The organism is Paenibacillus sp. J22R67 (assembly GCF_059692175.1).
Window position 1 is genome coordinate 786,201 of record NZ_JCAUAX010000003.1, and the last position, 22,122, is coordinate 808,322.

General features: G+C 43.4%; 20 protein-coding genes and 2 pseudogenes. 11 read left to right on the forward strand and 11 right to left on the reverse strand.

Annotated features, from left to right (window positions below; genetic code table 11):
- Positions 1–5 precede the first annotated feature (5 nt).
- Positions 6–1,601 (forward strand): hypothetical protein, encoded by a 1,596-nt coding sequence (locus tag AC58VC_RS15505; RefSeq protein WP_497369625.1) that lies wholly within the window; start codon positions 6–8, stop codon positions 1,599–1,601.
- A gap of 218 nt (positions 1,602–1,819) precedes the next feature.
- On the opposite strand, the gene AC58VC_RS15510 is transcribed toward AC58VC_RS15505, so the two are convergent.
- Both AC58VC_RS15510 and AC58VC_RS15515 read right to left on the reverse strand, forming a co-directional pair.
- Positions 1,820–3,478: a response regulator gene (locus AC58VC_RS15510; protein ID WP_497369626.1), complete on the reverse strand. Its 1,659-nt coding sequence runs from the start codon at positions 3,476–3,478 to the stop codon at positions 1,820–1,822.
- Positions 3,475–5,244, reverse strand: coding sequence for a sensor histidine kinase (locus AC58VC_RS15515; RefSeq protein ID WP_497369627.1), 1,770 nt, complete (start codon positions 5,242–5,244; stop codon positions 3,475–3,477). The genes AC58VC_RS15510 and AC58VC_RS15515 overlap by 4 nt, the downstream gene beginning before the upstream one ends.
- A gap of 271 nt (positions 5,245–5,515) precedes the next feature.
- Between AC58VC_RS15515 and AC58VC_RS15520 the strand changes: the two genes are divergently transcribed.
- The 4 genes from AC58VC_RS15520 to AC58VC_RS15535 all read left to right on the forward strand — a co-directional run bounded on the left by AC58VC_RS15520 (position 5,516) and on the right by AC58VC_RS15535 (position 9,912).
- Positions 5,516–7,015, forward strand: a complete 1,500-nt coding sequence (locus AC58VC_RS15520) for an ABC transporter substrate-binding protein (protein WP_497369628.1) — start codon at positions 5,516–5,518, stop codon at positions 7,013–7,015.
- A gap of 89 nt (positions 7,016–7,104) precedes the next feature.
- Positions 7,105–8,094, forward strand: a complete 990-nt coding sequence (locus AC58VC_RS15525; protein WP_497369629.1) for a carbohydrate ABC transporter permease — start codon at positions 7,105–7,107, stop codon at positions 8,092–8,094.
- Positions 8,091–8,933, forward strand: coding sequence for a carbohydrate ABC transporter permease (locus tag AC58VC_RS15530; RefSeq protein WP_497369630.1), 843 nt, complete (start codon positions 8,091–8,093; stop codon positions 8,931–8,933). Before AC58VC_RS15525 ends, AC58VC_RS15530 begins: the two co-directional genes overlap by 4 nt.
- A 727-nt stretch (positions 8,934–9,660) precedes the next feature.
- Positions 9,661–9,912 carry a hypothetical protein gene (locus AC58VC_RS15535; protein WP_497369631.1) on the forward strand — a complete coding sequence of 84 codons (252 nt, stop codon included), beginning with the start codon at positions 9,661–9,663 and terminating at the stop codon, positions 9,910–9,912.
- A 141-nt stretch (positions 9,913–10,053) separates the two neighbouring features.
- On the opposite strand, the gene AC58VC_RS15540 is transcribed toward AC58VC_RS15535, so the two are convergent.
- The 4 genes from AC58VC_RS15540 to AC58VC_RS15555 form a co-directional block, all read right to left on the reverse strand.
- Complete coding sequence (locus tag AC58VC_RS15540) at positions 10,054–10,296, reverse strand: SDR family NAD(P)-dependent oxidoreductase (protein WP_497369632.1); 243 nt, start codon at positions 10,294–10,296, stop codon at positions 10,054–10,056.
- Between the two features lie 111 nt (positions 10,297–10,407).
- Positions 10,408–10,626, reverse strand: a complete 219-nt coding sequence (locus AC58VC_RS15545) for an SDR family NAD(P)-dependent oxidoreductase (protein WP_497369633.1) — start codon at positions 10,624–10,626, stop codon at positions 10,408–10,410.
- A gap of 215 nt (positions 10,627–10,841) precedes the next feature.
- Positions 10,842–11,396, reverse strand: a complete 555-nt coding sequence (locus AC58VC_RS15550) for an NADPH-dependent FMN reductase (RefSeq protein WP_497369634.1) — start codon at positions 11,394–11,396, stop codon at positions 10,842–10,844.
- A gap of 335 nt (positions 11,397–11,731) precedes the next feature.
- Positions 11,732–12,277, reverse strand: a complete 546-nt coding sequence (locus tag AC58VC_RS15555; RefSeq protein WP_497369635.1) for a TetR/AcrR family transcriptional regulator — start codon at positions 12,275–12,277, stop codon at positions 11,732–11,734.
- Between the two features lie 406 nt (positions 12,278–12,683).
- On the opposite strand from AC58VC_RS15555, the gene AC58VC_RS15560 reads away from it, so the two are divergent.
- From AC58VC_RS15560 to AC58VC_RS15580, 5 genes and pseudogenes are all read left to right on the forward strand, one after another.
- Entirely contained in the window at positions 12,684–13,553 is an 870-nt protein-coding gene (locus AC58VC_RS15560; RefSeq protein WP_497369636.1) for an NmrA/HSCARG family protein, read from the forward strand.
- A 53-nt stretch (positions 13,554–13,606) separates the two neighbouring features.
- Positions 13,607–13,852, forward strand: coding sequence for a DoxX family protein (locus tag AC58VC_RS15565; RefSeq protein WP_497369816.1), 246 nt, complete (start codon positions 13,607–13,609; stop codon positions 13,850–13,852).
- Positions 13,853–14,152: 300 nt separating this feature from the next.
- Positions 14,153–15,247 (forward strand): NADH:flavin oxidoreductase, encoded by a 1,095-nt coding sequence (locus tag AC58VC_RS15570; protein ID WP_497369637.1) that lies wholly within the window; start codon positions 14,153–14,155, stop codon positions 15,245–15,247.
- Positions 15,248–15,346: 99 nt separating this feature from the next.
- Entirely contained in the window at positions 15,347–16,405 is a 1,059-nt protein-coding gene (locus AC58VC_RS15575) for a zinc-dependent alcohol dehydrogenase family protein (RefSeq protein ID WP_497369638.1), read from the forward strand.
- A 206-nt stretch (positions 16,406–16,611) separates the two neighbouring features.
- Positions 16,612–16,881: pseudogene (locus tag AC58VC_RS15580) on the forward strand (ATP-binding cassette domain-containing protein); the annotation flags it as partial.
- A gap of 360 nt (positions 16,882–17,241) precedes the next feature.
- Here the strand turns inward: AC58VC_RS15580 and AC58VC_RS15585 are convergent.
- From AC58VC_RS15585 to AC58VC_RS15595, 3 genes are all read right to left on the reverse strand, one after another.
- Positions 17,242–17,607, reverse strand: a complete 366-nt coding sequence (locus AC58VC_RS15585) for a carboxymuconolactone decarboxylase family protein (RefSeq protein WP_497369639.1) — start codon at positions 17,605–17,607, stop codon at positions 17,242–17,244.
- Between the two features lie 304 nt (positions 17,608–17,911).
- A complete protein-coding gene (locus tag AC58VC_RS15590) occupies positions 17,912–18,988 on the reverse strand; it encodes an LLM class flavin-dependent oxidoreductase (RefSeq protein WP_497369640.1) in 1,077 nt (358 codons plus the stop codon).
- A 196-nt stretch (positions 18,989–19,184) separates the two neighbouring features.
- Positions 19,185–19,421 carry a hypothetical protein gene (locus AC58VC_RS15595; RefSeq protein ID WP_497369828.1) on the reverse strand — a complete coding sequence of 79 codons (237 nt, stop codon included), beginning with the start codon at positions 19,419–19,421 and terminating at the stop codon, positions 19,185–19,187.
- On the opposite strand from AC58VC_RS15595, the pseudogene AC58VC_RS15600 reads away from it, so the two are divergent.
- Positions 19,399–19,529: pseudogene (locus tag AC58VC_RS15600) on the forward strand (NADPH-dependent FMN reductase); the annotation flags it as partial. The gene AC58VC_RS15595 and the pseudogene AC58VC_RS15600 overlap by 23 nt on opposite strands.
- Positions 19,530–19,771: 242 nt before the next feature.
- On the opposite strand, the gene AC58VC_RS15605 reads toward AC58VC_RS15600, so the two are convergent.
- Both AC58VC_RS15605 and AC58VC_RS15610 read right to left on the reverse strand, forming a co-directional pair.
- Positions 19,772–20,125: a winged helix-turn-helix transcriptional regulator gene (locus tag AC58VC_RS15605; RefSeq protein WP_497369641.1), complete on the reverse strand. Its 354-nt coding sequence runs from the start codon at positions 20,123–20,125 to the stop codon at positions 19,772–19,774.
- A 770-nt stretch (positions 20,126–20,895) separates the two neighbouring features.
- Entirely contained in the window at positions 20,896–22,104 is a 1,209-nt protein-coding gene (locus tag AC58VC_RS15610) for an MFS transporter (RefSeq protein ID WP_497369642.1), read from the reverse strand.
- Between the last annotated feature and the right edge of the window lie 18 nt (positions 22,105–22,122).

The following is a 22,122-nucleotide window of genomic DNA, read 5'->3' on the forward strand; positions in this document are numbered from 1 at the left end:
GAATTATGACAGTACTTTCATGCCTGATACATGGTGGACGGATGGCAGGTCAGCTGGAGCTTTGGAAAGAGATGATGTCTGATTGTTGTAGAGAAATCGTAACTCTTCGAGAAGATATCATTGCTGATTTCTCCATTAAGGAAATCATGTTCTCACTGCGTGTAATGAAGGAAACTATAACAATACCTGTTGAGTGGGAACAGGAATGGTTCAGATGGTTACAAGAACTGGACCCATACTTACATTACGGATCAGTGATACGTGATCATAATAAAGTTACCAAACTTCACAATATTAACATATATAATATGGTTGGTGAATTTCTTAGAGAGTCAGTAGGATTAACGGATGCGAGTGAATACTTTGCGAAGCACTGGCCAACTCAGCTGCAGCATTTTGATGAAAAAGGTATGTATATGGATCCGGGCTGCCCTATACTCTATGACCTAACGACAAGGTGTCAAATTCAGCTGATGCTTGGCTTCGGTTACCAGGGGGAGTTCGCTACTGAGCTGGACCGTCTGCTCTGTAAAGCAGGTGAGGCAACCCTTCTGATGCAATCAGCTTCGTTTGAATTTCCATATGGAGGAAGAAGCAATCAATTTCTATTCAATGAAGCACTTATTGCTGCCAATGCAGAGTATGAATCGGTCCGTTATGAGAGGCTAGGAGATCTTGTAAAGGCCAGCAAATTTCGGAGATGTGCCAGGCTTGCAATCGAATCCATCGAGCGTTGGATTCGACTGAATCCACCACGGCACATTAAGAACATGTATTCGATACAGAGTAAGCATGGCACCGAGTCATATGGTTTTTACGATAAATATATGATATCTATGGGAGCATTTCTTGCTATTGCCTACTGGTTTACCGAAGACGAATCAGCGGAAAGCGATAACCTGTGTCCTGCAGAACATGGAGGATATGTTTGGCAAACTGAGGAGTCTTTCCATAAGGTGTTCGCGAATAGCAACGGTTACTCGATTGAGATCGATTACTCTGCAGATTTATCTTACGATGCTACAGGCTTAGGCCGGCTCCATCGCAGGGGAGCACCGACGGAGCTGGCGCTATCTACACCGCTATCGGCAGGTGAGAGTTTTAGTCTAAGTGAAGGAGTGGAGCGCATTCACGCCGTAATTGGTCCAGGGTGGGTTAAACCGGAAGGAACATTTCAATATTTGGCGGAATGTGGAGGTTTAGCTGTGCAGTGTACAGTACATGAGGAATCGAAGCAGTCGGTTCGGTTTAGTGTTACGTACCGGGGGGCAGCACTACAAGGCTGTGAAGCTGTTCTCGAGCACTATGAGCTGGATGCATCAGGATTAAAGCTTCATATGGAGCTTCTAGGAGCACTCCACGACGAGGTGCATGTTCAAATACCGGTATTAATTACGAATGGAGAAGAGACGACAGATTTCAGGATACATGGGTCGGAATTGAGAGTTAAACTGAACGGCTACGAGTACCGAGCTAGGTGTGAAGGTATAATGTCCATAAGTGAACAGGTGTACGGTAACCGTAATGGAGAGTATAAGCTTGCCCGAGCATTAGTAAAAGGGAAAGCGACGACGATTTACTTACAGCTAGAGAAAGTATGATGGTAGTGTCCTAATCAGAGCAGTTGGATATGCTAAGTAACATAAGTAGAGCAAGCGAAGAGGCCATCCTAATTTATCCATGGGATGGCCTCTTTACCTTAGTTAAGATGTCGGTACGGACACCCCATTAATGTACGACTGCAACGTAAACAAAGAAGACACCCATACATTGGGAGACTTCCTCATGGTGGTACTGGCAACGTGCTTGGTTAAGTAGCTCAAGATGAGCTTTTCGATTGTTCTCGGAAGGCGCTTGGTGTTTGACCTGTAGATCTACGAAACAGGCGAGTGAAATATTTGTAATCGGCAATACCCACGCGTTCGGAGATTTCCTGAACTTGAAGCGTTGTTTCATTGAGTAGCTTTTTAGCTGCTTGCATACGATAGTGTGTGACATAATCAGAGAAATTACTGCCTGTTTGGGCTTTGAATAAATGGCTAAAATAGTTAGGACTTATTTGATGATGTTGACACACGTCAGTGACACTGATCGGTTTGTGGAAATGGGTATTGATATAATCAAGCGCATCCTGAATTTCGATGCGAAATTGATGATCCTTGCTGGATAATACTTGAATGGTACGTTTCCACTGCATTAATCGGAGTAAGTAGGCTTCAACATCCTGAAGAACTTCAACCAACTCAAGGGAATCGATCAGCGCGGTTGCACCTAACGGGTCATTCGCAGTCCAATGTTTGGTTAGCTCTTCTAGCCAGCTAATCAGTTGTGTAGGTTGAACATGCTGCTCTTGAATTTTACTGAGAACTTCTTCATAGAGGCTTCTTCGCAGGCAGCTATCATCTAGGAATGGATTAATACTTTGCAAACTATTGTTTAAATTTTGCTTCTGTGCTTCTCCTAATGCGTGATAAGGCACGAAATTGGAATACGTATACACCATACCTAAGTTATTGTAGAATCGCTGTGAAGTAGCGCTGATAGCCTCTTGAACTGCTTCCTTCAAACGTATGGGGAGTTGACCATGATCCAAGGAAAGTCTCTTTGCTTTACTGAACCCAGAAGTAACGGTAAAGGGCAAATATAGTTTGATAAATTCATTTATTTTTTGAAACAAAGCATAAACTTGCGATTCAGCTTGCTCCATTTGATAAGCCGAATCCCAGTGAAGCCATAAACAGAGGGAGTTCTCTTCTGTCCAAGGGAATAGATTGCCATTGTAGTGGGTTGAGCTGACCTCTTCGATCATATGCATCAATACGTATTTGAATAACGAGATATCTCGGGAATGAAAGGTTTGTTTCAGCTCAGAGAATTTATCAATTTCCAGGTAGGCAATCGTAAATCCATAGGATAAGGGATGGAGCTCGAGCATCGTGAATTCCTTACGAATGGATTCTGGCGAAGCATACATCTGGTCCATTACATTCATGATGAATTGTTTGCGAAGCAGAGGCTTGCTTTGCTGGAAACGGTGACGTTCCTGTATTTTCTCTAGCAATAATTCACGATCTAATTCAATCTCCTTCCTGGTACGTTCAAGCAGGTCAAGAAGCTCGCGATGCCCGGAAGTAATTTTCAATAGATAACCAATAGCCCCGAGTTGAACGGCTTTTCGTGCGAAATCGAACTCTTGATAGTTGGATAAAATGATGACTTTTACACGTGGCATCAAAGCTTTTAAATGTTCAGTTAACTGTAGTCCATCCATCCGAGGCATAACGATGTCGGTAATGACAATATCGGGATTAAGTTGCTTGCACAGCTCCAATGCTTCTTCGCCATCTTCGGCTTCACCAACGATTTCGAAGCCATTCTCAGCAAGAGGAAATCCGATACGGAATCTTTCTCGGACTAAGTCTTCATCATCCACAATAATGCAACGTATATTTTCGCTTATAATCAAATTGGATTTCATAAGCTATCATCTCCTTTCATGGCTGGCATGAGAAGTTCAACTCTAGTGCCTGATCCTTCCTGACTCGAAATATGTAATCCATATTCCTTTCCATAATTAAGCTGATAGCGTTCATGCACATTCCGTAAACCAATGGAATTAAATCCCTTAGGCCTAGCATGTGAAGGGGATCCTAAGTTATCGATAAGCAACTGCGTAAGACGTTCCGGGGAAATCCCAGTCCCGTTGTCTTCCACAAATAATAAAACAGAAGTTTTACCATTTATGAAGCCGCCTCCGATGTGAATACTACCTTCACCTCTTTTCTTGCCTTTGATTCCGTGGAATATCGCATTCTCTACAATCGGTTGCAAGGAGAGTTTCAGCATTTTGTATGATAGCAGTTCTTCTTCAAAAGAATATTGCACCTCAAATTTATGCTGGTAACGAATTTGCTGGAGATACACATATTGTTCAAGGCCTTCAAGTTCGGCGCTTAGCTCCGTAAATTCGAGTCCATGATCCATCGTATATTGAAACAATCGAACAAGAGCATTCAGTACTTTAGGTATCTCATCTGTACGATTCAGATCTACAAGAGCGTTAATCGAGTTTAGTGTGTTGTAAAGAAAGTGTGGATTAATTTGCGATCGTAGAGCTTTGAGTTCGAATTTCTTTTTGGCTTTTTCGATGAGAACCTTTTCTTTAACCAGCGTTTCAATGCGATCCAACATCTCATTAAATGATTCTGCTAGGGATAGGAACTCGTCTTGACGCTTCAGACGGATACGGATATGTAGATTGCCATTTTTGATCCGGTTCATCTGGATAATCAATTTCTGAATGGGTTGATTGATTGACCTTGCTAAATAGAGGGATAAAATGAACACAATCAGTGTGAAAACACCTGCAAACCATAGCGTATAATTCTTGAATTTTTCTACTTCACCCAAGAAGCGATCTTTATTGACGAAGTGCAACAATTTCAATTTGAATAAGTCAGGCGTACTGACCCGCACGATATATTCATCATTGTGGATCTTAACAATTTTCGTCTCATTCGTTTCCGTTGACGTATTCACCAGTTCCTGCAGAGCAGGAAACAGCTCGGAGTATTCCTGCTGTTGGAATGTTCCGCGCAGTTTAATATCGCTTAGAATAGGGCGAAGCTCATTGTTAAACACTAAGGTAGAAATTTCTTTGTCAATATTGCTATCCATAAATAATTTATTGATTTTTTCTGAATTGATATCAATGGCAAGTATACCTTTTATTTCGGTACCTTGTCTGACTTTGGCTGTCACTGTACTAATGAGTCCCTTGGACGGAGAATAGTAGGGCCCGATAAAGTTAATTAATTTACTGCCAGTCTGGTTAATAATGTAATCTGTAACGTCAGCTGGAATCAAAAAGGTTTCACTCGTTTGAATTACATGTCCAGAAGGCTCAATATAAAATATGTTCTGGGTAAGCGGATAAAGGGAATAATTGTACGTTCTGATTACAGCTGCGATCTCTTTCTCGGTCATACTAGTTTGCGCAATTTCACTAGATATTAATGAAAGCGTTTGTTGTAAGTCGCTCGTTGTTCGTGATAATTGTTCCTCCGTACGATCTGCTAGTATGTCCATTCGCTCTAATTGACTTTGCGTTACAATGTGGAGTGTATATTGGTATGCAAATAAACCTAGAAGTAATACTGCGGCAATAACGACCGTTGAATTCAGGATGAAAATTTTAAAACGAATGCGTTTAGTGAAGCGCAGATAATGTTGAATGATTCCCATGTTGCACCTGTCCTGTATCGTAATCGTTCCTATTAGTAATTGTTAAGCAACTAAGGGTGCATGTCAATGTATTTTGGGGCATCTATAGATTAATCCACACAATTTGTAGGATTCTTATATACGAAGCATGTAAGAGTCCGTCTAAGATAAACTAGCTCCAATAGATTAATCCACCTAGTTTATAGTAGGATGGGATACTGTGTAAGGTTTGTGATTGCTACAATTAAGTTGTAAACAAAATCAACCTAGCAAATAAGGGGAGTCGAATACATTGAACAAAAAAGTTAAAACTTCGGCATTGGCTATATTAGCTTTATGTACAACGATCGTGTCCGCTGGCTGTTCTAAAAACGCTGTAGAACCTGCGCAGAGCGTTGCCCCAGCAACAAGCAAACCTACTGCTCAGCAGCCGCCAAAGACAGTTAAGGTTGTACTGCCTTCAGCTAGAGCGGAAGATGAAGCTTTCTATAAGGCAGAAGTAAAGAAATTTATGGACAAAAATCCAGACGTAAAAGTAGATTTGCAAATGAATCCTTCAGCACAGTATAACAATGCGGTGCAGTTGATGTTTGCAACAAATGAGGGGCCAGACGTATTCTTCATCGTAGGTGGCAAAGCGCAATGGCAGCTTGCTTCAGATAATGGTTGGATTCAACCGATTGATGAATATTTGACACCGGAATTCAAGGCGAGATACCCGCAGGGCACCTTCGACAAGGATAGCTGGCTGCGTTATAAAGACAATGTGATCGGCGTGCCTTTGGCGGATCCTCGTTACAGTAAAGTCAGACCTTTGTTCTACAATGTCGATATTTTGAAACAATACGGTATCGATGCACCACCGAAAACGTATTCCGAATTCAAGAATATGTCTACTAAAATCACCAAAGAAGGCAAAGGACAAGTGTATGGTACCTCCATCATGGGCAAAGACCTTGGCGCTTTCTCCGCTACCATTGCAGGCTTTGCTGTATCGAACGAAGGCGGGGTTCTCCAACAGGAGGGAGATTGGCCGATTAGCCTCCTAACAGGTCAGGCAAATGCAGCTTCTATGGCTCCTGCGGTTGAAATTTTCCGAGATTTGAATGCACAGAAAGTACTGGCACCTGGTTGGGAGAACTGGGATCCGGCGCAAATGCATCAGCAATTTGCAGCAGGCAAAGTTGCGATGTTCGTTGGAGCAGCATGGCAAGCAGCTGAAATTTTGAAGCTGAAACCAGATTTGAAGCTTGGTATTGCTGCTGCTCCAGTACCTGATACAGGACGCAAAGGCTTTAGAGATGTACCTACGCCAGCTGAGCCCAAGTTCGTAATAGGCTCAGGGTCCAAGGTGAAGGATGCGGCATGGAAAGTACTTGATTATTTTGGATCTGCGGAATTCCAAAAATCATATTTCCAATCATCGAAAGAAATGGTTGTTATTCCTAAAGCATATGACGGTATTGAGTTAGATAGCGTTTCGAAACAAGTGTTGCAAGTGATGAACGAAACGTTACGTTTGGCTCCGCATGTAAGTTTGAAAAATGCCGATATGGATAAGTTGTCCAAACCAATCGCTGACGGACTGCCTAAACCAAGAATAAAAGATCTTGGCGTGAAAGCGATTATCAACAATGAAGATGTTAAAGCGGTATTTAGCGAGTATGACAAAAAAGTTAATCAATTAATAGAAGCAGAAATGAAAAAGGCACGCGATGGTGGAAGCAAAATTACAATCGATGACCTTAAATTCCCAGACTGGGATCCTATGAAAGATTATCTTAGAAAATAAGTGATTTCGTGGGGAGATTCCATCAAGGGAGATTAATCGCTTGAGGGAATCTCTTTTCACCTAATGGCTCGGGAAAAGGAGTGGAAGGAATGAATATACACCAAGAGAGGACATTACCATCCTCGACCTCAGTAAGAGAAAGTGGAACAACGACATCTGATTTATGGAGACGAGTCAAACTGCATCGCTGGCATTATTTGTTTATATTACCCATGTTGCTTTTATTTCTTATGTTTTCAATTTGGCCTATGGTTGGTAGCTGGTACTATGCTTTCTTTAACTGGGATGGAACAGGAAGACCATCGAACTTTATTGGTTTCGCTAATTTCATAGAGATATATACGGATCCTGGATTTTGGAATGCGTTCAAAATTACATTTTCGTTTGCAATAAGCAATGTGTGTATTCAATTGCCGCTAGCACTAATAGTGGCGGTAATTCTTAATCATCCTGCAGTTAAAGGGAGAGATATTTACCGTTTGCTTATCTTTTTGCCAGTGATCTCAACGACAGCCGTAGTCGGCATCGTATTCGTCATCTTGTTAAATCCGCTTGGCGGGCCAATCAACGATGTGTTGTTGAAAATGGGATTGATCGACAGCCCGATTAACTTTCTCGGGTCCCAGAAACTAGCTTTACCTACCTTATTGGTTATTTCGCTATGGAAAAGCTTTGGTACACCACTCATATATTGGCTCGCCGGCTTGCAAACCATTCCTGCGGAACTGTATGAAGCTGCGAAAATCGATGGAGCTGGTGCTGTTCAGCGTTTTACGCGTATTACGATTCCGCTGCTCGTGCCAATCGGTATTATCATTGTCTTATTGACATTCATATCCAATCTACACCCATTTGACTTGGTCAAAACGATGACGGAAGGCGGTCCAGTCAAATCCACCGATGTCATTGATACCTATATTTACCGCTATGCGTTCGAAACAACGGAGTATTCGAGTACACGTTATGGTTTCGCGTCTGCTGCGGGGATCGTGTTCAGTATGGCTGTATTTCTAATTGTTTTGGTTCAAGTAGCTGTTATGAAGAAAGTACGACCTGGTAAAGGAGGGCAATCGGTATGAGAACACTACGTACTGGAAAAACAATTGCTCAGACCGCTATGCATCTTCTCTTTATTGGGATTACCTTCTTGTGGAGTTATCCGTTCTTATGGATGATTTCATCCGCATTCAAATCGCAAGGTGAAATGTTTCTAGGAGGTCTGAGGTTATTTCCGAAGGAGCCGACCTTAGTGAATTTCAGTCGAGCATGGGAAAGCGCCAAGTTCTACTTGTACTTCTTTAATACAGTCTTCGTTACCCTTATGGTAATCTTAGTAGTGCTTCTTGTTTCCTCACTGGCTGGTTATGCGCTCGGTCGCGGTAATATGCCAGGTAAGAAGATCATTTTGGCTGCGCTTGTTGTGGCCATGTTTTTGCCGAAGGGCTTTACGATTATTCCGTTATTTGAGCTGATTGTAAAATTGGGCTTTAACAACAGTCTAATGGGCGTTGTATTAGCCGAAGCTGGTCCATCCAACGTGGTCTCCATTCTATTATTCATGGGCTTTTTCGCTTCGATTCCGAAGGAAGTCGAAGAATCAGGCGTTATGGATGGCGCAAGTCAACCCCGCATCTTCTTCAATATTATGCTACCCTTAACAAGGCCAATCATTGCAACGGTTAGCATTTTCACATTTATTGCGGCATGGAATGCGTTCCTTGTGCCGTTGATCTTTACGCTAGGTAAACCGGATCTTCGAACGCTTGGGGTCGGGATGTATAACTTCTTTGGTACGAATACCGTGGATTGGACCGGCATCGCAGCTGGTGCTTGTATGTCACTGATTCCGATTATTATCGTGTTTCTTTTCCTACAGAGGTACTTTATTGAAGGAATTGCGGGCTCGATTAAAGGGTAATTGTAGCTAGAAAGCTAAGAAATCAAATTAGGAGAGATCACATATATCTTATTTATAACGGAAAAGCTGGTTAAACGAATTGCCTAGCTTTCGAAGTATTGATATAGGGATGCTATCGTCATTCGGGAGCTCAATGTGCGCTTGATGAGGAAGGGAATATTCGTGAACGACCACCGACTTCATTTGAACAAAAGCCCCTGCAACTAGGTGATACGTGAGAAGGCAACGATACCTACTTGTCATTCATAGGCTGCATTAATTGCGGTAAGACCGTTTTATTTGCATATAAGATTCAATATGTTTTGGGTTTTAGGGTAAGCGAAGCTTACCCCTTATTTAATCTGCTGTTATCCAAAGTTTTGGTACGCATCTAAGAAAAGAAGCTGGCGTCCATTCCGATCTTTGTTACACCGAATCTCCTAAATGAATAAATGGGTGCAAAAGTGGGGGAATGCACAGCAAGTAAACAGGAAAACCAGCATTTCATCTTAACAAGATTGGTAAATAGCACTGAATGAGGAAGTGTTGTAACATTCCCGACGTAGTCACTTTACTCATTGAACTGTGTTTTAATTAAAGTAACGATAGTTAAACAGTGAAAGGCTGCCGAGTAGAGGCTTTCACCCCGCTATACGAACGGACAGGATACTTCCAATGTGTGGTAATATGTTGTATATGTAGGATGCTGAAACCAATTCTAATTAATTGAGCCTTTGGGGGTTAAAGGATGATGATTCCTGAGCTGGAAGCACTCAATTCCTTAATAAAAACAGAAGCAGATGGACTCCTATATGAAAATGGTTTAATTCGAGTATTGGAAACGTATAGGAATGTAATTATAAGTGGCAGCTACTCCCTGGACTTAGTGACATGGAGAGATTTAGATATATATCTAGAAAACAATAAGATGAACGAGGAAACATTTTTTGAATTGGGCAAGAGGAAATTTCATTATGTATTAAACCTCCTTCGAAAATGAATTATCGTAATGAGTTAATCGGACAGACAGAACACTTACCGCAGGATAGATAAATTAAAATCCCAAATTAATGTAGTGCAACGAAGGGCTATTTTGAAGTTGAAGAGCTGTGTACCCAATCATCCTTTAGTAGTTCATGCTCTACCAAGCACTCGCGCCGCCGTCCACTGCATAGTTGACGCCTGTAATGTAAGAGGCCCGGTCAGAAGCAATGAAGGCCTCGAGTTCCACGAGTTCCTCTGGTTGACCGAAGCGCTTCAGAAGCGTCTTACTGGTTATTGCATCCCGAGCCGCTTGGTTGTCCCCGAGGTCGCGGTCGCTGGCTGGGGTCAGGAAAGGTCCCGGACTGATCGCCACGGCACGAATCCCATGCGGCTCCGGCAATTATGCCTGCCAAGGACGAAACATTGATGATGTTACCGCCACCGCGACTGACCAGGTGTGGCCATGCGTATTTCGTCACAAAAAAGGGAATATCGAGTTCGCCCGCAATGGTCAACCGCCAATCCTCAATAGAGAAATAGGCATCGGACCAAAGCGTTGGATGGCCGCGTTGTTATAGACTACGTCGAGCCCACCGAAGGCGGCAACAGCATCCTCAACCATTTTCCGCGCCTGTTCAGGGTCGGTGAGATTGTATGAGGCGATGCCAGTCATCTCTCCGCCTAAGCGACGTACGAGCTCAACTGTCTCATTGTTGGCATGAATGTCCATTTTCGGTATATTTAGTGGTTTTCAATCAATACAAATTGCATTAATGTATGAGAACCGGGGGGAAAGAAACATTCCACATTGGGGAAACAAAAAAATAGTATTAGCCGGCACCATGTCATACTAGGAGTCATGTATTTTAAAAATATATGTAATATGCAACACAAATCCCCGAGCATTTACTCGGGGATACATTGTTCAGTCATATGTTCTCGATTTTACCGAATAGCCTTCAATGCACCACTCCATAAAATTAACTGATCAAGCATAGAGTTCACCGAAGCCAACTGATGGTCGGCAGGTTTGAACACGCTGAAGTTTTCAAAGTCAGTAAAGAGAGATAATCCTACTTGAGCACGTACGTCGGCCACCTGAAGTTCACCCATAATTAGTCGCAGATTTTCCACCGCGCGGGTACCCCCAGCACTACCGAATCCTACGAATCCAGCAGCTTTGTTGTTCCATTCATTATATAAGTAATCGATAGCGTTTTTGAGTGCACCAGATGTTGCGTGATTGTACTCAGGTGTTACAAATACGTAGCCATCAAATGAGGCAATCTTAGCAGACCATACCTTGGTATGTTCCTTCGTGTATTGTCCCATAGCAGGGGGTACCGGTTCATCTAAAAGCGGAAGATTGAAATCTGCTATATCAACGAGTTCAAACTCAGCATCATTTCTTTTTGTAGCTAACTCATATACCCATTTCGCTACAGCCTCAGAATTACGTCCCGGGCGTGTGCTCCCAATGATAATTGCTATCTTAACCAATGAAAACTCCTCCTGCACTTTTATTATTTTCAGATGTTATTGTATCCATCACCAGTAATCTTAATCAAACCGTTCAAAGAAAGTGCAGTATTAGACTTAAGTTGTAGATTTGACGAGGTTTTTTAATTAAAAACGTCAGCTTTTGAAAATTGAACACTGATTTCAGAATCATAATTTTGAAAATCTGAAACAGACTTAGTTATACTTATTTACAGAGTAAATTAGAAATTAAGAAGTAATTAAGCTCCCGCGGTATGATTTGATATCCCACGCAAGCAATTCTTGGGCTTAGTTTTTAAATCTTAGTGGCATTAACGACTCTGCATCTCCTTCTTCTATAGATTCCGTTCTAATAGAATCCCCACTTGTTCTGCCACCACTTTAGGTGATTCAGGTATTCCATTCGTAATATACGATTCCACTAATCCCACGATAGCGGTTCCGAAAAACTTTAGAATCACATCTTTATTTAATCCTTTATTTATACCTTGGGTTATATCTACGTCATTTTTTAATTGTTCAATAAGAAACTCAAGGAGGCGGTTACGGAAAGTAGGGGATGCACTGCTTGATAACATGGTCGAAAAGAAAGAAAAATATCGCTCGAAATATTCGAAGATAATCAAATTTGCTGCTACGAAATCTAAATCTGATGATGATTCACAGATTTTCCTTAATTCGTTTATATGTTCTTCAATAAGTTTATCTAGTAGATCGAACTTATCCAAATAATGATGATAAATTGTTCTTCGACCGACATTTGCTCTGTCGGAAATATCTTGGATCGTAATTTCATTAAAATTCTTTTCAGACATCAGGTCAATAAAAGCGGTTTTAATTGCTTCTTGAGATTTGAGAACTCTTCTATCCGTCACTCGCATAATAGTCAACACCAACTTTCTTAATATTAATTGCACAATAGGAAGCGGCGTGTGCAATTAGGCACAGAAGTCGTTCTTTTGATTATTGTGGATAGCATATTTTCATTTTATATTATACACAGATGCGCGATATCGCATCAATATGCAATAATGAAAGCTAAGTTAAAGGATAGCACAATAATGATTAAATCTGTAACATTTAAACGATCCGGATCGGGCGAATAAGGTTAGCGAATAAAGCTTGGATGATTTTAACCCTGGTGACGGCCGTTGTTTTTTTAAAACTTGGCATAACTGTTTAACAAAACTGGTGAAGATGTAATGTGTCACGGGTATTAACTATTAAAGAAATCAAACCGGATATGAAGCACCCACAAACGCAAAAGAATTGGAGGATATCACAACAATGACAAACTCAAAAACCATTCTCATCACCGGAGCGACCGGGCAGCAAGGCGGTGCAACTGCACGGTATCTGCTCGGCCAAGGATTTGACGTACGCGCCTTCATTCGTAATCCGAACGCTCCCGCGGCGCAACATTTGGCTAATGCCGGAGCCAAATTGGTGGTCGGAAATATGGATGACCGCGCATCGCTTGACGAGGCAATGAGAGATGTTCACGGTGTATACAGCATCCAGCCATCTTTGCTCCCACCCGACTTTGCGGAGAACGAACTCCAACGCGGCATCAATGTCGCCGACGCTGCGCTGGCAGCAGGCGTTTATCATGTGGTATTCGCGTCGGTGGGCAGCGTCGATCGGAACACTGGAATTCCGCATTGGGAAATCAAGTGGCAGGTCGAGCAGTACATTCGAAAACTCGGCATCCCGGCCACATTCTTGCGGCCAACCATGTTCATGGAGAACTTCGCGGATGCCACATGGGGACCGAAAGGAAAATATTCGGTACTAGCTCGAATTCCGCCCGACGAAGCGGTACAGCTCATTGCACTGGAAGATATCGGGGCGATGGCCGCGCTCGTATTCCAAAATCCGGAGCGATTTATTGGGCATGCGATTGAGTTGGCTGGCGATGAGCTAACCCTTGGGCAGATTTTATCCGCGATCAATCATTGGACCGGTGTTAAGCTGGAAGGTCAAGCGAAGCCAAGCAACAGGGCGATTGACGGCAATAACGGTATCGTGCGCTATAGTAACTGGCATGCCGATATTCCGGCTTTGCAAGCGATTTATCCGTCGCTCATGAATTTCGACACCTGGCTTTCCCGAGGTGGGGCATCGAAAATTAAGGATATGCTTGCAAGTACACCATGACATGCGTGCATACAGATTGACGGCTCCTAACCTGGAAGAACTCTATTGCCGCGATTCAGGTTATTTGGGGAATTGGGATTTTTATCGGATTGGGAACGAGATTCATCTCAATCGTTCTCGCTATTATCATGCTCTGTGCTATCGTAAAGGCGAAATTTTCGGCTGTTTTTTTGGGAAACGGTCAAATAACAGACTGGGAGTTTGAAGAATTTTTGTTGCTCCTAATGGACGTATATTTTGCCGTCAGAGGCAGTAGTGAACTATGGGTGGATTGGCTGTTGGAAAGAAAAAACAATTAGGTAGCGGACAGACTAGTGAGCAGTGAAGCTATGCCGCATCCAACGGAGTAATAAAGATGATCGATATTTCTTATCGACGGAATCTACGGCGTTTTCGACAACAGGATTTTGTGTATTCATCCCAATGCAGTCATGAACTTATTGCAGTTTCAAGAGCCGCGATTTTAACGACGCCTATTCCATAGTGGCTAAATAATTATATCTTGATCATTACTTGAATTCATGTTCAAGTAATGAGCTTATCTTTTGTCATTTACAATGTGTATTCAAGCAAATGTATCATATCGGAGGTTAAATGTAATGGACAAACCCTATTTATTTCGCCCCCTATCACTGTGGAACTTGAACTTACCCAATCGTACTGTCATGGCTCCAATGACACGAAACTTTTCTCCCAATGGAGTTCCAGGCCCAGACGTTGCCGCTTATTATCGCCGTCGCGCCGAGGGCGGGGTCGGACTGATTATTACTGAAGGGACGGTCATCAATCACCCCGCATCGGCTGCAGACCATAACATACCGCATTTCTATGGAGAAGACGCGCTGAATGGTTGGTCGCAGGTCGTTGAAGAGGTACATGCGGCAGGCGGCAAAATCATGCCTCAACTTTGGCATGCGGGCATGGCCCGCAAGATGAGCGACTTTCCGGATTCTGATGTCAATCCGGTGGGACCTTCCGGACTAAATCTTCAAGGAGAACAAGTATCGGAGCCTTTGAACGAGTTGGAAATTGCCTCCATCGTCGATGCTTATGCGCGTGCAGCCGCCGACGCGAAGCGCCTCGGGTTCGACGGGATAGAGCTTCATGGCGCTCACGGTTATCTAATTGATCAGTTCTTCTGGGAGAAGACGAACCGCCGCACGGACCGATATGGCGGCGACTTGACGGCACGTACCCGATTCGCCGAGGCAGTTATCCAGGCCTGCCGAGAAGCGGTCGGACCTGACTTTCCGATCGTGCTTCGTATTTCGCAGTGGAAGGCGGAGAACTACGATGCGAAACTTGCCGATACTCCGGATCAGCTCGCGCAGTGGCTGTCGCCACTGGTGAAAGCAGGCGTGGATATTTTTCACTGCTCGACTCGCCGATTCTGGGTACCAGAATTCGAAGGATCCGAATTGAATTTGGCAGGATGGGTCAAGAGAGTGACGGGTAAACCAACTATTTCTGTCGGCTCAGTTGGTCTTGATGTGGACGTTCTTGGCTCCGCGAACGACGGTAACCCCTCTGCACGACTTGATGCCTTGAACGAGCAAATCAAGCGGGAGGAATTCGATCTGATTGCAGTCGGACGCTCATTGTTAGCCGATCCTGCTTGGGTAAATAAGGTTCGTGAGGGACGATTGAATGACATTACACCCGTATCGGCAGATGTTTTTGCAAAGCTGACATAACTGGTTTACGGGACTGAGTATGTAACAATACAAGACAGCTGAACAATTAGGAATAAAGTTTTCGGATTACTCTCAATAGAATAGGAGGATATGAGAACAATGACAACTACAAAACCAATGAGTCAAGAGAGACGCGACATGCGTGCATACCGATTGACGGCTCCTGCCCTGGATGGACTCCAAATGAACACTGAAGAAGTACCCGGAATTTCGTCTTACGAAGTCCTCGTCAAGCTTCATGCGGCTTCGCTCAACTATAAGGACACATTCTACATTGCGGGTGACAAGGGGATTCAATTGCCCCGCCCAACAGTACCGCTGTCGGATGGAGCAGGGGAGGTGGTGGCCGTAGGTTCTCGCGTGGATCGCTTCGTACCTGGCGACCGCGTTGCCGGTGCACTCGTTCAGGATTGGCTCTACGGTCCCATTCCTGCGCATGCGGTTAATTCCAGCACATCCCTTGGCCATGGACTCGACGGAAATTTGATGGAATATCGCGTGTTTAACCAAGAGGGTTTGGTCCGATTGCCGAAAAACTTGTCTTACGAGGAAGGTGCAACGCTTCCTTGTGCGGCCGTTACGGCTTGGAATGCGGTCCGGGGCATTCGCTCTTCGCAGACGGTTTTGATTCTCGGCACCGGAGGGGTTGCTCTCTTTGCACTCCAGTTTGCAAAAGCGCTCGGAGCGAAGACGATTATCACCTCCTCCAGCGACGCAAAGCTCGCTCGGGCTATTGAAGCCGGGGCCGATCATGTAATCAACTATCGAAGCAACCCGGATTGGCATAAAGCGGTCCGCGACTTGACTGAAAGTATCGGTGTCGACCATGTCGTGGAAACGGTAGGTTCGAATACGTTGGAGCAGTCGATTCTTGCTGCTGGAATCGAGGGCATGGTCCACTTGGTAGGAATCGTTCCTCCTGCGGGGAAAATAAATCCGATGCCCGTCATTCTCGGAGCTATCACCGTCCGAGGCGTACGCGTCGGTTCGCGCCAATTGTTTGAAGAAATGAATGCTTTCATCGAACGAAAGGATATTCATCCCATTATCAGCCAGCGCTTTGCCTTTGAGGACGCTAAGTCAGCCTTCATTCAGCAACTGAATGGACCTGACTTTGGCAAAATCGTCGTTAACATCCATGGCGAGAGCGGTTATTGAAATTCATTTCTATGGCAGTCATGAGTCTGCAAATTCCGTTATACTTGGGGGGCAAACTTTCTTACGGTTGACGATACAGTAAAGTCCATCATTGATCCTTTTTATATAAACGACTTGAAATGAGGCACAATAGTTAAAAGATTCGACGGCAGCCGCCCCAGATACGAACGGCAGCCGTCGATTTTTTGCACAGATTATTGTGATATCGCAGGCAGCAACTGCCATCTGAGCTTTCTGGCGGGCAGCAGCAGCGCGTTGCAATTGCCTGGACATTGGCGGGCGATCCCGCGATTATACTGGCGGATGAGCCCACCGGTGCGCTGGATTCGAAGACGAGTGCGGAGATTTTGGATATTTTTAAGGGGGTGAATGAGCAGGGCAGGACGATTGTGTTGATTACGCATGATCTGGCGATTGCAAAGCAGGCAAAGCGGGTTGTGTATTTTCGGGATGGGCGGTTGAGTGAGGTTGGATAGGTGAATATATGAACCGGAACTCCGTTGGAGGTCCGGTTTGTTGTTTTTACACTTAGGCATGGGATTAAACATTCCTGTTAAGGCTAAGAAATGGCCTTTGTCAAAAAAGGAGCGCCTCGGTATGATGGGTTTGTCCCGGGTTTAAACCCAACACCATCAAGGAGGCGCTCTTATTATGAAGTTTAAACAATCAGATGTAGTGAGAATTGTATGAGGCAATCGCCTAGATGGATAAAATTAAGAAGGGTTGTACCTCATTCGTCAATAGTTGAAACCGCAAAAAAGGATGAACCTTAACGATATCACCCTTTAAAATAACGCTATCTTTGTTATCTTATCTTCAAAATAGGTTCAACTTTTTTATTGCTTTAATTGGTTCAATTCCTGAATGCAGTCTTGAACAAGAGTAACTCCTTGGCTCAAGGATGCCCCGCCGCCAAATGCTGCAGTGACACCTACAGCTTCAAGTATTTCTTGTTCGGAGCAACCTTGATCAAGACATCCTTTTATGTGATAGATAATACAATACTCGTCCTGAGCATGGAGGCTGATACCTAATGCTATTAATTGTTTTTCTTTTTGAGACAAAGCACCTTCTTTGAAGCACTCTTCCGTAAATGAAATATATTGCTTTGCAAATTCAGGCATTTTTTTGGTGAACATTCCAAGTCCTTCTTTATATTTAATAAGTTCAGTATAATTAGAATTTAGTTTCTCAAATTCCATTTATTATTTCACTCCATTTCAAGAAAAATGTCATCAAAGTTATTATGTGCCGAATATAAATGTTTAAACAAAATATTATATATTCAAACCTTTTCATAATATGTTAGCTTTGTTTCTGTATGAAACGTAATATCCGCTATAAAAGCATGACTTGCTTTCCGTTACCCAAAATATTGGATGAACAAAAGGATCTAAGCACATAAATACTGCTTAGATCCTTTTTTTGATTCTCAATTATATCCATAGTTCTCCAGTGTGGGATGGTAGAGATCGATACTCAACTGGTCGCCATTATTGAGAAAGGTCAGCGAGCAATTTCACGACGAACAACCGGCGCGACTTTTGTTGCCAGTAACTCGATTGTTTTTGCCACCTGACTAAAGGGCATTCCGCCAATATCCAATTGCATCATAAATCTGTCGTTTTTGAATAGCTCATGCTGGTGTAAAATTTTCTCGACCACTTGCTCGGGGCTACCTACGGCCAGTGCAGTTCCTGGTCCTGCAAAATGCTCAAATTCCAACCGAGACATTCTACTACTTCCCGCGCGATTACCGAGAAATTTTCCTAGATAACTACTGTAAAATGGGAAAAATTCATCATAAGCCCGTTGTGTCGTTTCTCCAACATACCCATGACTGGAGACGGCAACCCGAAGTTTGGACGGATCATGTCCTGCTTGTCGGCCAGCTTCCCAGTAGTAATCCGTTAAAGGCTTCGCGCGTTCTGGCGCTCCTCCGAGAAGGGCAAGTGTCATGCCTAAACCCAGCCGTCCGGCATTAATGGCGCTTTCCGGTGTTCCGCCGACGCCGACCCAGACAGGCAATTCCGTCTGCAAAGGTCGTGGTGCGATTTCAAGATCGTTCAATGTGCTACGGTACTGGCCACTCCAAGTTATTCTCTCCTGCTTACCCAATTTCAATAACAAATCCATTTTCTCGCTGAATAGTTTGTGGTAATCTTCTAGGCTGTACCCAAAGAGAGGGAATGATTCCGTGAAAGCTCCTCGACCAGCGATGATTTCGGCACGTCCTCCAGAAATCAAATCTACGCTGGAGAAATCCTCGAACAGGCGAACTGGATCAACTGTACTTAACACCGTTGTGGCACTAGTCAGTCTAATCCGTTCAGTCGATTGGGCGATAGCGCCAAGAATGACAGGAGTAGAAGAAATAGCAAAATCGAGTCTGTGGTGTTCACCTACGCCGAAGATATCAAGCCCGGCTTCATCGGCTAGTTTGGCTGCGGCGACGATTTCATTTATACGTTGTTTTGCGCTTATCGTTTCACCATTGAGAGGGTTAGGAATCAGATCTCCCAAAGTGTAGAGGCCGATTTCAAAACCTGAAGCTTTTGCTATGTTTGCTTGCTGTTTATCCATGTGAAGTACCTGCTTTCATTTAGTATGGGTTAAACGTTTGATTGTTATTTCGTATTGCTGACTTCATTATGCTGCTAAGATGACTTTTATGGAAGTAGGCACAATATAGTGATCTGGTATATTAAATGAAACCATCTCAATGAGAGGATAGTACAGCACGACTCATAATCTGGATATGCAAGAATAATCATTCATCTTATAAAGAAGATAGGGGATTAACCTCATGGAACAATATCGTATCGATCCGAATAAGTGGTTGTAATTCGGAATTTATTCGTTGGACGATCATATTCCCGACCCACACACTCTTGTCGATTTGGCGGGTGGTAGGAGGGACTCCGGGCAGCCCAATCAAAGCAGGATATACTAGAGTGCTAATGATGCTGGCCATATTGATGATGATAGGTACATCGGATGCCATCGTTTTTGGCACACCGATGTTTCAAGCATCGATCCCAGCTATAAGAAAAATATCTTTGATATGTTGCCTGTTAATGCCTTCCAAGATAAAGTAGTAAGCATACTCGTAACAGTCGTTACTCGCTTATAAGAGAATCGGGAAAGAGCAAGAAACGCAGTATCAGTTTTAAAACTCATGCGAATTAAACCCACGCGGCGCGTGGGTTTTTCTTATCTGTCAAACTATCTAAATCGCTAGGTATCTGTTCAAAATCCTCGATTAATACAGATATAAAGATACCGTTGAATTGCCTATAGAGGTAATATGAATATGTAGATTCTCTTTAGGCCATTCTCTATACTCCAATAATAGATGCCTGCTTCTTAGCCCTTTAATAATTCCTCATTTTTCTTTTTGTGTTGAATATGCTCCGAATGAGCTCTTCCCCACTGATGCATCAATAATAATATTGGTTGAATAGTGTGTCCGTATTCGGTAAGCGAATATTCTACCTTAGGTGGAACAACCGGGTAAACGATGCGTAGTATGATGTCTTGTTCTTCTAAGTCTCTCAAATGTGAGGTCAACATCTTTTTCGTAATGTCGGGGATGTTTTTTTGTAGTTCACTAAATCTCTTGGTGCCTTGAAACAGAAGGAATAATATGGAGATCTTCCATTTGCCAAAGAGTACATCCAGCGCGGGTTCCACAGTACATTGGTCTAATTTTTGATTCATTTTAAATGCGCTCCTTCTATAGTGTCGATAACAGCGATTTTTCCATTCATATTTGGAGAGTCGTATTTTCCAAAACATTCACTATCTCATCGCAACTAGTTATTATTATTATTATTAGAAGCAAGATACTGGCCGTAGTAATCAGAAGTTCTCATTCTGTAATTTTAAAAAATTCCCCTTCTCTTAAATTTATACGCATTATAACATGTAAGTTGCCCTGAAATGGACTTAAATGCAATAGTAACTGGATGCATCGTTTGAAGGGAATTACTGTAAAAGTCATTAAAATATAAGGGTGAACTTTTCTTCATAATTCTTTTTGCGTTGGGGTTCGGCGGAGAAAGCCGAATCTAACATATTTTTTTAAAAAAAAAGGGTGGTCAGAAATCACTTCGTAACCGTCAAATAGTTTCCAGTGATGAAAGTAAAGACGCAATTATATATAGTTCCATGAATGCTGATGAATCAAACATATTACAAACACGTGTTCTTATTTCGAGGTGAACGTCCACTATTAATTCTAAGTGCAAAAATACCGCTAATACGTACTTGGCGACAAGAAAATCCTTCGAATATGAACAGTCATTTTTATTATTTTAAAGGTAAATGCTGGTGTTGTTTTCCTGCAGCTAAAATAGGCCAACCAGTTTATTTTGGTTGACCTAAAATTCTTTGTGGAATTTCTCTGAGTATTGGGACTTACAAATACTTTTGTCACTCAATAGCTGCCGGGATGAGTTGGCTATTGAAATCATCCCGGCATGAAACGGTTAAGCTGAAATACGCGATGCTTCTTCTGCCTGCTGGTTATCGTGGTGCGATTGAGGTTGAGATCTTATTCTGCCGAACATGACGGCAGTGGTCACAGCGGCTACTGCAATAGAAGAAGCAGCGATCCATGTGATGGCGTTCAACGAAATATTGTCGATGACAACGCCTCCGATCCCAGCCCCCGCCGCCATCGCAAGTTGCAGCACGGAGGTGTTGAGGCCAAGCATGATACCGGATGCCTTTGGAGACAATGTAATTAGATAATATTGTTGGGTTGGAGCGGACGACCAGGAGAAGAACGACCAGAGCATCAGCAATGAGAAAACAAGGAAGGTTCCGGTGCCCGAGGCCGCCGATAACAAGATTAGCATCACCATATTTAATATCATCCCGCCGGTTAATGTCCTAGCTACACCCCAGCGATCAGTGCTGAATCCCCCTGCCTTTGAGCCGATGAGACTAGCGATACCATATGCGAACAGGGCTGCACTAACCCATCGCTCGTTCATCCCGACAACTTTAAGCAGATAAGGCGACAAGTACGTGAAGGCAATGGCATAACCCAGTATCCAGAAGAACGTGATTCCTAGAGCCAGAGCAATTCGAGGTCTTTTCACCATTGCCAGTTGCTTGGATAAGGGTACAGGTTCATCCCCTTCCATCCGCGGGATCGACCGAGCTACAACGGGTAGACCGATAATGGAAAGCAGAGCAATGCCGACGAAGATCAGCTTCCAGTCGTACGAAGCTGCGATTATGCGGCCAATTGGCACACCTAAAATTAGTGATGCGCTTATTCCCATGAGCACGATCGCTATTGCACCACCCTGTTTATTTGGAGCAGCCAACTTAGAGGCTACAGTAAGGGATGTCACCACAAAAACACCTGTTCCAAGTGCCATAATTACCCTTGCCAGAAGCATAAATCCGTAACCCGGTAAAATCACCATAAGTACATTACCGACAATAATAAGACCAAGCGAGTAAAGGAGCAAGTCGCGTCGGTTGAGCCGGGTTGTGATTGCCATCATAATGGGGGTACCTAAGGCGTAAGCCAGCGAGAAGGCCGTTATTAATTGGCCAGCTGCGGATAACGACACTCCAACATCTTCAGCAACTTTATCTAAAATGCCCGCGATCATGTATTCGGATGTACCGATCAGAAAACTAACCGCGGCAAGCATATATATTTTCCAGTATTGTCCCATGGTTGATCATATCCCTCA

Bases quoted from the DNA above. Each gene is read 5' to 3' on its own strand.
- AC58VC_RS15505 (WP_497369625.1), top strand. From the start codon at position 6: ATGACAGTACTTTCATGCCTGATACATGGTGGACGGATGGCAGGTCAG.
- AC58VC_RS15510 (WP_497369626.1), bottom strand. From the start codon at position 3,478: ATGAAATCCAATTTGATTATAAGCGAAAATATACGTTGCATTATTGTG.
- AC58VC_RS15515 (WP_497369627.1), bottom strand. From the start codon at position 5,244: ATGGGAATCATTCAACATTATCTGCGCTTCACTAAACGCATTCGTTTT.
- AC58VC_RS15525 (WP_497369629.1), top strand. From the start codon at position 7,105: ATGAATATACACCAAGAGAGGACATTACCATCCTCGACCTCAGTAAGA.
- AC58VC_RS15530 (WP_497369630.1), top strand. From the start codon at position 8,091: ATGAGAACACTACGTACTGGAAAAACAATTGCTCAGACCGCTATGCAT.
- AC58VC_RS15535 (WP_497369631.1), top strand. From the start codon at position 9,661: ATGATGATTCCTGAGCTGGAAGCACTCAATTCCTTAATAAAAACAGAA.
- AC58VC_RS15545 (WP_497369633.1), bottom strand. From the start codon at position 10,626: ATGGACATTCATGCCAACAATGAGACAGTTGAGCTCGTACGTCGCTTA.
- AC58VC_RS15555 (WP_497369635.1), bottom strand. From the start codon at position 12,277: ATGCGAGTGACGGATAGAAGAGTTCTCAAATCTCAAGAAGCAATTAAA.
- AC58VC_RS15560 (WP_497369636.1), top strand. From the start codon at position 12,684: ATGACAAACTCAAAAACCATTCTCATCACCGGAGCGACCGGGCAGCAA.
- AC58VC_RS15570 (WP_497369637.1), top strand. From the start codon at position 14,153: ATGGACAAACCCTATTTATTTCGCCCCCTATCACTGTGGAACTTGAAC.
- AC58VC_RS15575 (WP_497369638.1), top strand. From the start codon at position 15,347: ATGACAACTACAAAACCAATGAGTCAAGAGAGACGCGACATGCGTGCA.
- AC58VC_RS15585 (WP_497369639.1), bottom strand. From the start codon at position 17,607: ATGGAATTTGAGAAACTAAATTCTAATTATACTGAACTTATTAAATAT.
- AC58VC_RS15590 (WP_497369640.1), bottom strand. From the start codon at position 18,988: ATGGATAAACAGCAAGCAAACATAGCAAAAGCTTCAGGTTTTGAAATC.
- AC58VC_RS15605 (WP_497369641.1), bottom strand. From the start codon at position 20,125: ATGAATCAAAAATTAGACCAATGTACTGTGGAACCCGCGCTGGATGTA.
- AC58VC_RS15610 (WP_497369642.1), bottom strand. From the start codon at position 22,104: ATGGGACAATACTGGAAAATATATATGCTTGCCGCGGTTAGTTTTCTG.